Source organism: Bacillus sp. SRB3LM (genome assembly GCF_015712745.1).
In the GTDB taxonomy this organism is placed as follows: Bacteria; Bacillota; Bacilli; order Bacillales; family Bacillaceae_G; genus Bacillus_A; species Bacillus_A thuringiensis_K.
This window is the reverse complement of the sequence record NZ_VWVQ01000115.1, coordinates 1-529: the sequence shown is the minus strand read 5'-3', so window position 1 is coordinate 529 and position 529 is coordinate 1. Positions and strand designations below refer to the sequence as shown.

Sequence of the window (529 nt, the reverse complement as noted above, 5' to 3'; positions counted from 1 at the left end):
CTGCAGCCTCCCTGCCAGTAACAGCGTTAGCTGCAGATAATTCCGATCCTGTCACAAAAAATGGAGAACGATTGAAATATAATACACCGTATTATGTAAAGGATAAAAATTTATCAGGTAAAGGTGGTGTCACATTCGAACCTTGGGGCTTCTTGGGTGATTTCGTTCTGTTTGCGGATTCTGTAATGGATAATGGAACATCTATTATTTTTGAGCATAGAGATGGAAAAGACGGGTGCATCGAATCTACCGATGAAATAAGAATAAAATTCACTAATGCCACTAAACCTGGTATGAACTATTGGGCTTATGATCCTTTGTTAAATTCTATTTATTTGAATTATAGTAACCGCGCAGATCATGTCATCTATGGATCCTCTGAAGATAATTCCATAGGCATTGGAATGTTTAGAAATGTGTTAGATCTAAGTAATCTAAATTGGATGAAGTGCTTTTTTGATGAATATAAAGGAAAAAATGAAGAAAAGGCTTGGATAGAGTCAATAAATTATCGGTATGTATATGATCG

General features: G+C 35.5%; 1 protein-coding gene. It reads left to right on the top strand.

The window, feature by feature from the left end:
• A partial coding sequence (locus F3I02_RS33605) for a hypothetical protein (protein ID WP_196478858.1) occupies positions 1-529 on the top strand: 529 nt, incomplete at both ends.